A 9,996-nucleotide genomic window follows, 5' to 3' on the forward strand; every position below is an offset into this window, starting at 1 on the left:
ACGGGCGGGCCCGGCGTCTACCCCGGTATGGAACTGCACAAGCCGCCTCCCCGGCCCCGGCAGCCGGAAGGTTGCCTCACCGTCGCGATCCGGATCCCCCTGCGGATCGTCGTCCTGGTGCTGGTGGTGCCGGTGCGGATGGCGTGGGACGTCCTCGTCGTCACCGGAAGGTTTCTGCGGGACACCGTGTTCAGGCCGCTCGGCCGGGCACTGCTGTGGGCCGGAAAGGCTCTGCTCGTCTGGCCGTTCGTGGGCCTGTGGCGCTATGTCCTGGTGCCCGTCGGCACGGCGCTCGGGTGGCTCGGCACCGTCCTCGTCGTCGTACCGGCCGGGTGGGTGTACCGGTACGTGCTCACGCCGGCCGGGCACGCCGTCGCGTGGCTGGCGCGCGGGGTGTACGCGCGCGTGCTGCGCCCCGTCGGACACGCGGTCACCTGGCTGCTCAGGGGCATCGGCACCGTGCTCGCCGCCGTGGGCATCGCCGTGTACACGGCCGTCGCCTGGCTGGTGCGGTATCTGCTCGTCGTGCCCGCGCGGTGGGTGTACGACCGGGTCCTCGCGCCCGTCGGACGCGCCGTCGCCCGGTGCGTACGCGGGCTGGGGTGGCTGCTGGGCGTGATCGCCACCGGCGCCGGCGTCGCCCTGTACTGGACCCTGCGCGTCCTCCTCGTCCTGCCCGCCCTCGCACTGTGGCGCTGGGGCCTCGCGCCCGTCGGCCGGTTCCTCGCCCTCGTGGCGCGCGAGACCGGGGGACGCCCTCGGGCACGCCTGGCGGATCGCCGGACGCGTCTCGCGGGCCGTCGGCCGCGCACTCGGGACCCTCTTCCGGTGGATCTTCGTGGAGCCGGTGCGCTGGATGTACCGGACCGTCCTCACCCCGGTCGGCCACGTCGTCCGGGACGCGGTCCTGCGGCCCGTCGCCGGGGGCGCGCGCGTGGTGGGCCGGGCCGTGCGCGAGGCGCTGGCCGGTGCCCGCGACACGGTACGGCAGGCCCGCGCGGACTTCCGGCGGATGCTCTTCGGCGAGCCCCGGCAGCCGGCCGCCGTGGACCGGCGGGAACCTCAGGGGCCCGCGACACGTACTCTTGGTAGCAGTACGACCGCACTCACGAAGGACTAGGACACTGGGCAAGCGACAGCCCGAAGGCCCGCCGCCCGCACCCGCGGTGCAGCGCATCCGACTGCGCTACACCAAGCGCGGCCGCCTGAGGTTCACCAGCCACCGAGACTTCCAGCGCGCCTTCGAGCGGGCGCTGCGCCGTGCCGAGGTGCCCATGGCGTACTCGGCCGGGTTCACGCCGCACCCGAAGGTGTCGTACGCCAATGCCGCACCCACCGGCACGGGCAGCGAGGCGGAGTACCTGGAGATCGCGCTCACCGCACCGCGCGACCCGGAGACGCTGCGCGTCCTCCTCGACGAGTCGCTGCCCGCCGGGCTCGACGTCATCGAGGCGGTCGAGGCGCGGACCTCGGGCCTCGCCGACCGGCTCACGGCTTCCGTGTGGGAGCTGCGGCTGGACGGCGTCGACCCGGCCGACGCCGAGCGCGCGGCCGAGGCCTTCCGCAGAGCCGAGACCGTCGAGGTGCAGCGGATGACCAAGAACGGCGTCCGCACCTTCGACGCCCGCCCGGCCGTGGTGAGCCTGGAAACGCACGGTTCACCGGCTGATAGGCCGACCGACCAGCCCTGTGCGATACTGCGGCTGGTTGTTCGGCACGTGACGCCTGCCGTACGACCCGACGACGTCCTGTCCGGTCTCCGCGCCGTGGCCGACCTGGCGCCGCCGGTCCCCGCAGCGGTGACCAGGCTGGCGCAGGGGCTGTTCGATGAAGAGACCGGCACGGTGACCGACCCGCTCGCGCCCGACCGCGAGGCAGCCGAGGCCCTGACGGCCCAGCCGGCTGCCGCCGCGACGGCGCCGACGCCGGAAGGTCCCGCGTAGGGACGGACGTCGTAGCGCCGCCCTCGTACTCGGGAGCCACCTGGGTCGGGCAGCGCACCGACCAGAAGACTTTCGCCAGGCCGTACCGACAAGGCGTACGGAACCGGCGAGACAGGACACAGAGTGCTCCCGTGCGGCGCCCGCGCCCCGGACGGCGGCCACCGCGGATCACGCGGGCCGCGGACGTCAACGGCGGACGGTCCACCGAGACCGTCGCCGGACCAGGCGCGGCGCCCGGGAGCCTGACGGGAGAAACGCCCGCATGCTCGAACCGACCGAACCCCGTGAGGGTTCCGAACCGAACACTCCGAGCGACACCCTGCCGCCGCGCAGGCGTCGCCGTGCCGCCTCCCGCCCCGCGGGTCCGCCCGCCGGCGCGGAGGCACCCGCCGAGGTGACGGTGCCGGCCATACCGGCCGCGGACTCCGATGAGATCATCGAGGCTGCTGCCGCCCAGGGCACCGAGGAAGCGGGGGCAGCCACCGAGGCCGAAGAGGCGATTGAGGCCACCGAGGCCGAAGAGGCTGCCGTGGAGGCCGGCATGGAGACCCCCGAGACCGCAGTGCCCGCCCCGGCGTCCGGCGCCGAGGAGGCCGCTTCCGCCGGCCGTCCGCGCCGCCGGGCCACGCGCCGCGCGTCCGCGCCCGCGGGTTCGCCCTCGACCGCGGGGGCCGCCGAGACCGTCGTACCGGCCACGCCCGCCGTCGCCGAGACCGAGAAGCCCGCTGCCGTCGCCGAGGGCGGCGAGGTCGTCGTCGGCGAGGAGGCCGCCCCGCGCCGCACCCGGCGACGCGCCACGCGCAGCGTGTCCGCGCCGACCGGCGCCACCGGAGCGCCGGAGGCCGCCGAGGCCGAGGCCCCCGTCGAGGCCGCCGCCCCCGCCGAGGAGGCCCCCGCCGGCCGTCCGCGCCGCCGGGCCACGCGCCGCGCGGCCGCGCCGGCCGGTGCGCCCGTCTCCGCGGAGGTCGCCGAGACCGTCGTACCGGCCGCTTCCGCTTCCGGTACGGACACGGCCGCCGAGGCCGCGACGGCCCAGGAGGAGCCGGCCGCCGCCGAGACGCCGGCCGCCGCGCAGGAGGCCGCGCCTGCCGGCCGTACCCGCCGTCGGGCCACGCGCCGTGCGTCCGCGCCAGCCGGGGCGCCGGAGGCCACCGCCGAGGAAGCCCCGGCCGCCCCCGCCGCCGAGCCCGCCGCTGCCGCCGAGGAGGCCGAGGAGGCCGCCCCGCGCCGTACCCGGCGCCGGGCCACGCGCCGCGCGTCCACCCCCGCCGAGGCCGAGGCCGAGAAGACCGCCGCCGAGGCCGCGTCCGCCGACGCCGGTGCCGGGGCGCACACCCCGGAGGTCCCCGTCACCACGCACACCACCGAGCCCGCCACCGCCGCCCAGGCGCCGCAGGCCCCCACCGAGGAAGCCGCTCCGCGCCGCGCCCGGCGCCGGGCCGTGCGCCCCGTGTTCGGGTTCTCCGAGCCCGCGCAGCCCGCGCCGGCCGCCGAGAGCGAGGACGCCGAGGCCCCGCGCCGGCCCGCCCGTCCCGCCGTCGCCGTCTTCCAGCCGCCGGTGTTCGCCGAGCCGAAGTTCCAGACCCCGGAGCGCGCCGCGGCCGAGGCCGCCGCCGGGACCGCGGAGGCCGCCGAGGCGGAGGAGCCCGAGGAGTACGCGCAGGAGCGTGCGGAGGAGCGTGCGGAGGAGCGCGCCGAGACCGGCTCGCGCCGTCGCCGTCGCCGCCGGGGCGCCGCCGAGGAGACCCAGACCGCCCGGGCCGAGGAGCCCGAGCAGGCCGAGCAGCCCGAGGAGCCCGTCGAGGACCTCGCCGAGGGCGAGGAGGACGAGGAGGCCGAGGGCGCCGAGGGCTTCGAGGAGTCCGGCTCGCGCCGCCGTCGCCGCCGTGGCGGCCGCCGCCGTCGTCGCGGTGACGCCGCCGAGGGCGAGGGTGCGGAGGCCGAGGCCGAGGAACTGGCCGCCGAGCAGGCCGCGCAGGACGCCGAGGACACCGCCGAGCAGGAGGAAGAGGACGCCGAGGAGGACCGGGACGAGGCCGGTGTCTCCAGCTCCAGCAGCCGTCGCCGGCGCCGTCGCCGGCGCCGCGCCGGTGACACCGCCGTCGACACCGAGCCCGGCGAGGGCGACCCGGAGCGCACGGTCGTCAAGGTCCGCGAGTCGCGCAAGCCCAGCGAGCCGTCCGACGAGGTGCAGTCCATCAAGGGCTCGACCCGCCTGGAGGCCAAGAAGCAGCGCCGCCGCGAAGGGCGCGAGCAGGGCCGCCGGCGCGTGCCGATCATCACCGAGGCCGAGTTCCTGGCCCGCCGCGAGGCCGTCGAGCGCGTGATGGTCGTGCGCCAGCACGGCGAGCGCACGCAGATCGGCGTCCTGGAGGACGGCGTGCTCGTCGAGCACTACGTCAACAAGGAGCAGGCGACGTCGTACGTCGGCAACGTCTACCTGGGCAAGGTCCAGAACGTGCTGCCGTCGATGGAGGCCGCCTTCATCGACATCGGCAAGGGGCGGAACGCCGTTCTCTACGCCGGTGAGGTCAACTTCGAGGCGCTGGGGATGGCCAACGGTCCCCGTCGTATCGAGTCCGCGCTGAAGTCGGGGCAGTCCGTCCTCGTCCAGGTCACCAAGGACCCGATCGGGCACAAGGGCGCGCGTCTGACCAGCCAGGTCTCCCTTCCGGGCCGCTACCTCGTGTACGTCCCCGAGGGCTCCATGACCGGCATCAGCCGCAAGCTGCCCGACACCGAGCGGGCCCGGCTGAAGACCATCCTCAAGAAGATCGTCCCCGAGGACGCGGGCGTCATCGTGCGCACCGCCGCCGAGGGCGCGAGCGAGGACGAGCTGCGCCGGGACGTCGAGCGGCTGCAGGCGCAGTGGGAGGACATCCAGAAGAAGTCGAAGAACGGCAACGCCCCGTCGCTGCTGTACGGCGAGCCGGACATGACCGTCCGGGTCGTGCGCGACATCTTCAACGAGGACTTCTCCAAGGTCGTCGTCAGCGGTGACGAGGCCTGGCAGACGGTCCACGGCTACGTCTCGCACGTGGCCCCGGACCTGGCCGACCGCCTGTCGAAGTGGACCTCCGAGGTCGACGTCTTCGCCACCTACCGGATCGACGAGCAGCTCGCCAAGGCGCTGGACCGCAAGGTCTGGCTGCCCAGCGGCGGTTCGCTGGTGATCGACCGGACCGAGGCGATGGTCGTCGTCGACGTCAACACCGGCAAGTTCACCGGCCAGGGCGGCAACCTGGAGGAGACGGTCACCAGGAACAACCTGGAGGCGGCCGAGGAGATCGTGCGCCAGCTGCGGCTGCGCGACCTCGGCGGCATCATCGTGATCGACTTCATCGACATGGTCCTGGAGTCCAACCGCGACCTGGTGCTGCGCCGCCTGCTGGAGTGCCTGGGCCGCGACCGTACGAAGCACCAGGTGGCCGAGGTGACCTCGCTGGGCCTGGTGCAGATGACCCGCAAGCGGGTCGGCCAGGGCCTGCTGGAGTCCTTCTCCGAGACCTGCGTCCACTGCAACGGCCGCGGTGTCATCGTGCACATGGAGCAGCCGACCGCCGCCGGCGGCGGTGGCGGCAAGCGCAAGAAGCGCGGCCGGGGCGGTGAGGCGCCCGAGCACGTGCACGAGACCGCCGCCGTGGCCGTGGAGACCGGCGAGGCCGTCGAGCCGGAGGTCGAGACGGCCGTCGAGGTGGCCGCCGAGGTCGCCGAGCCGGTCGCCCTGCCGGCCCCGGACTTCGCGCCGGACGAGGAGCTGTACAGCAGCGTCGCCGAGGCGGAGGCGGCGGCCACCCGTGGCCGTACCAGGCGCCGGGCGAGCCGCCGCGCCTCGGCTCCGGCGGGCGCCCCGAAGGCGGAGCGGGCCGCGAAGGCTCCCCGCCAGGAGGCTCCGCGGGCCGAGGTCGCTCCGGCCCAGGCCCCGACGGCCGAGGCGCCGACCGCGCAGGAGGTCACCGCCGAGGAGGCGGCGACGCGTCCCGTGCGTCCGGAGCCGGCCGCCGAGGCACTGGCCGAGCCGGTGGCCGTCGAGGACCAGGTGGTGCCGGCACCGCAGGCCGAGGCCGCCGAGGAGGCCGCGCCCAAGGGCCGTACCCGCCGTCGTGCGACCCGGAAGGTGTCGGCGCCGGCCGGTTCCCCCGCGGGCGCCGAGGCGGCCGTGGTGACGGTGCCCGAGACCGCGCCCGAGGCCCCGGTGGCACAGCCCGAGCCGCAGCCCGAGGCCCCGGCTCCGGTCGAGGAGGCGCCCGCCGAGAGCGCCGCCCCGGCCCGCCCGCGCCGCCGTGCCGTCCGCGTGGCCAGCGCGCCGACCGCGTCCGAGGAGACGGCCGTCGTGGTCGTCCCGTCGGCCGTGGCGGAGGAGGCCGCGGTCGCCGAGGAGCCGGCCGAGGAGGCCGCTCCGGCCAAGAAGGCGGCCCGCAAGACCGCCAAGAAGGCCACGGCGAAGAAGGCCGCCGCCAAGAAGACCGTGGCGAAGAAGACGACGGCCAAGAAGACGGCCGCCAAGAAGACGACGGCCAAGAAGACGGCGAAGACCGCCAAGACGGCCGCCGCGAAGTCGACGGCGAAGAAGACCGCGGCGGCCCCGCAGACGGCGTCGTCCGCCACCGCCGACGAGAGCTGACCTGCCGCTGCGACACGGTGTGGTCCTGTCCCGTGCGGACAGGACCACACCCGTTTGCGGCCGGGCCGGCGCCCATGTGAGACAAAGGAGAGAACCGCGATGATAGGCCTCGTGCTGGCGGCTGGTGCCGGACGGCGTCTGCGCCCCTACACCGACACCCTGCCCAAGGCTCTCGTGCCCGTCGGGGCGGAGGACGCACCGGACGCCCTCACCGTCCTCGACCTGACCCTGGGCAACTTCGCCGAGGTGGGTCTGACCGAGGCCGCGATCATCGTCGGCTACCGCAAGGAGGCCGTCTACGAGCGCAGGGCGGCCCTGGAGCAGAAGTACGGCCTCAAGCTCACCCTGATCGACAACGACAAGGCCGAGGAGTGGAACAACGCCTACTCCCTGTGGTGCGGCCGTGACGCCCTCAAGGACGGTGTGATCCTCGCCAACGGCGACACCGTGCACCCGGTCTCCGTCGAGAAGACGCTGCTCGCCGCGCGCGGTGAGGGCCGTCGCATCATCCTCGCCCTGGACACGGTGAAGAACCTCGCCGACGAGGAGATGAAGGTCGTCGTGGACCCCGAGAAGGGCGTTCAGCGGATCACCAAGCTGATGGACCCGGCCGAGGCGACCGGCGAGTACATCGGCGTCACGCTCATCGAGGGCGACGCCGCCGGGGAGCTGGCCGACGCGCTGAGGACGGTCTGGGAGACCGACCCGCAGCTGTACTACGAGGACGGCTACCAGGAGCTGGTGAACCGCGGCTTCACGATCGACGTGGCGCCGATCGGCGACGTGCCGTGGGTCGAGATCGACAACCACGACGACCTCGCCCGGGGGCGCGAGATCGTACGCCGGTACTGACCTGTGGCGACGGGTCGGTGCCCAGTTTGACCCCTGTGGCCGCGCCCCGTAACCTTGACCGTCGGCGTGTCCACTGAGCGCGCCACATCCCCGTAAACCTCTTCCTCCCGGGCACTGGGTTGGCCGGGAGAGGTCGTCCGTGGTGTTTCTGGGCGGCTGGCCTGCGGGGGTGCCGGTTCTGAACGAGCGAAAGAGAGATCCGCGTGTACGCCATCGTGCGCAGCGGTGGTCGCCAGCACAAGGTTGCTGTCGGCGACATCGTTGAGGTTGACAAGATTTCCACTGCCAAGGTTGGCGACACGGTCGAGCTCTCGACCCTGCTCGTTGTCGACGGCGACGCTGTGACCAGTGACCCGTGGGTGCTGGCCGGCATCAAGGTCCAGGCCGAGGTCGTGGACCACCACAAGGGCCAGAAGATCGACATTCTGCGCTACAAGAACAAGACCGGTTACCGCCGTCGCCAGGGCCACCGCCAGCAGTACACGGCGATCAAGGTCACTGAGATCCCCACGGCTGCGAAGTAAGGGACTGAGAACAGATGGCACACAAGAAGGGCGCATCGTCCACCCGGAACGGTCGCGACTCCAACGCCCAGCGGCTCGGCGTGAAGCGCTTCGGCGGTCAGGTCGTGAACGCGGGTGAGATCCTGGTCCGCCAGCGCGGCACCCACTTCCACCCCGGCGCCGGTGTCGGCCGCGGCGGCGACGACACGCTGTTCGCGCTGCAGGCCGGTGCGGTGGAGTTCGGTACCCACCGTGGCCGCAAGGTCGTGAACATCGTTCCGGTCGCCTGAACCAAGGCGTAGACCGAACGCTTCGCGAGGCGGACCTCACTTCCCGGTCGGGAAGCGGGTCCGCCTTTCGCGTGTTTCTCATGAGAGACAGCACGCAAGAGACATACCGCACGTATTTCTGGAGGCACTGAACCATGACCACCTTCGTGGACCGCGTCGAACTGCATGTCGCCGCGGGTAACGGAGGTCACGGCTGTGCCTCCGTACACCGCGAGAAGTTCAAGCCGCTCGGCGGCCCGGACGGCGGCAACGGCGGACGCGGCGGTGACGTCATCCTGACCGTCGACCAGTCGGTCACCACGCTGCTCGACTACCACCACTCGCCGCACCGCAAGGCCACCAACGGCAAGCCCGGCGAGGGCGGCAACCGCTCCGGCAAGGACGGCCAGGACCTGATCCTGCCGGTGCCGGACGGCACGGTCGTCCTGGACAAGGCGGGCAACGTGCTCGCCGACCTCGTCGGCCACGGGACCTCGTACATCGCCGCCCAGGGCGGCCGCGGCGGCCTCGGCAACGCGGCGCTGGCCTCCGCCCGCCGCAAGGCGCCCGGCTTCGCGCTGCTCGGCGAGCCCGGTGACCTGCACGACATCGTCCTGGAGCTGAAGACCGTCGCCGACGTGGCGCTGGTCGGCTACCCGAGCGCCGGCAAGTCCTCGCTGATCTCCGTGCTCAGCGCGGCCAAGCCGAAGATCGCCGACTACCCCTTCACGACGCTCGTGCCGAACCTCGGTGTCGTCACCGCCGGTTCCACCGTCTACACCATCGCCGACGTGCCGGGCCTGATCCCCGGTGCCAGCCAGGGCAGGGGTCTGGGCCTGGAGTTCCTGCGGCACGTGGAGCGGTGCAGCGTCCTGGTGCACGTGCTGGACACCGCGACCCTGGAGTCCGACCGTGACCCGGTCTCCGACCTCGATGTCATCGAGGAGGAGCTGCGGCAGTACGGCGGCCTCGGCAACCGGCCCCGGATCGTCGTCCTGAACAAGGTCGACGTACCGGACGGAAAGGACCTCGCCGAGATGGTCCGCCCCGACCTGGAGGAGCGCGGCTACCGCGTCTTCGAGGTGTCGGCGGTGGCGCACATCGGGCTGAAGGAGCTGTCGTACGGGCTCGGTGAACTGGTCGCCAAGGCGCGGGCCGCGAAGCCGAAGGAGGAGGCGACGCGGATCGTCATCCGGCCCAAGGCCGTGGACGACGCGGGCTTCACGGTCACCCGCGAGGAGGCCGGCGGGGAGCCGCTGTTCCGGGTGCGTGGCGAGAAGCCCGAACGCTGGGTGCGGCAGACCGACTTCAACAACGACGAGGCGGTGGGCTATCTCGCCGACCGGCTCAACCGTCTCGGTGTCGAGCAGGAGCTGATGAAGGCGGGTGCCCGCTCCGGCGACGGCGTCGCCATCGGTCCCGAGGAGAACGCGGTCGTGTTCGACTGGGAGCCGTCGGTCACGGCCGGCGCGGAGATGCTCGGGCGCCGCGGCGAGGACCACCGCTTCGAGGAGTCCCGCCCCGCCGCCCAGCGGCGCCGGGACCGGCAGGCCGAACGCGACGAGGCCACCCGGGAGTTCGACGACTTCGAGCCGTTCTGATCCACCGCGAGCGGCGACGAAAGAGGGCGGGCCGGAGGTTTTCCTCCGGCCCGCCCTCTCACCATCCGGGTGTCGGCGTCAGCTGTCGTCGCCCGTCAGCTCCTGGCCGACGTAACTGCGGAGCCAGGTCCGGAAGCCCGGGCCCAGGTCTTCACGTTCGCACGCGAGTCTGACAATGGCACGCAGATAGTCGCCACGGTCGCC

General features: G+C 73.5%; 6 protein-coding genes and 2 pseudogenes. 7 read left to right on the forward strand and 1 reads right to left on the reverse strand.

Features of this window, described 5'->3' with window-relative positions; genetic code table 11:
• The first annotated feature begins 27 nt into the window (after nt 1-27).
• From ABT171_RS21260 to obgE, 7 genes and pseudogenes are all read left to right on the forward strand, one after another.
• Nucleotides 28-1,120: pseudogene (locus tag ABT171_RS21260) on the forward strand (hypothetical protein).
• A gap of 46 nt (nt 1,121-1,166) precedes the next feature.
• Nucleotides 1,167-1,943: a TIGR03936 family radical SAM-associated protein gene (locus ABT171_RS21265; RefSeq protein ID WP_351245990.1), complete on the forward strand. Its 777-nt coding sequence runs from the start codon at nt 1,167-1,169 to the stop codon at nt 1,941-1,943.
• A 262-nt stretch (nt 1,944-2,205) separates the two neighbouring features.
• The gene (locus tag ABT171_RS21270; RefSeq protein WP_351245992.1) at nt 2,206-6,567 is read left to right on the forward strand and encodes an Rne/Rng family ribonuclease; all 4,362 of its coding nucleotides are present in this window, start codon (nt 2,206-2,208) and stop codon (nt 6,565-6,567) included.
• A gap of 99 nt (nt 6,568-6,666) precedes the next feature.
• Nucleotides 6,667-7,419: a phosphocholine cytidylyltransferase family protein gene (locus tag ABT171_RS21275; RefSeq protein WP_351245994.1), complete on the forward strand. Its 753-nt coding sequence runs from the start codon at nt 6,667-6,669 to the stop codon at nt 7,417-7,419.
• Nucleotides 7,420-7,622: 203 nt separating this feature from the next.
• The gene (gene rplU / locus ABT171_RS21280; protein ID WP_003990208.1) at nt 7,623-7,943 is read left to right on the forward strand and encodes a 50S ribosomal protein L21; all 321 of its coding nucleotides are present in this window, start codon (nt 7,623-7,625) and stop codon (nt 7,941-7,943) included.
• Between the two features lie 14 nt (nt 7,944-7,957).
• Nucleotides 7,958-8,212, forward strand: coding sequence for a 50S ribosomal protein L27 (rpmA, locus tag ABT171_RS21285; protein ID WP_023550764.1), 255 nt, complete (start codon nt 7,958-7,960; stop codon nt 8,210-8,212).
• A gap of 134 nt (nt 8,213-8,346) precedes the next feature.
• Nucleotides 8,347-9,792, forward strand: coding sequence for a GTPase ObgE (gene obgE, locus ABT171_RS21290; protein ID WP_351245997.1), 1,446 nt, complete (start codon nt 8,347-8,349; stop codon nt 9,790-9,792).
• Between the two features lie 78 nt (nt 9,793-9,870).
• On the opposite strand, the pseudogene ABT171_RS21295 reads toward obgE, so the two are convergent.
• A pseudogene (locus ABT171_RS21295) lies at nt 9,871-9,996 on the reverse strand (UTP--glucose-1-phosphate uridylyltransferase); the annotation flags it as partial.

This window comes from Streptomyces sp. NPDC001851 (assembly GCF_040297165.1).
Lineage (GTDB): Bacteria > Actinomycetota > Actinomycetes > Streptomycetales > Streptomycetaceae > Streptomyces.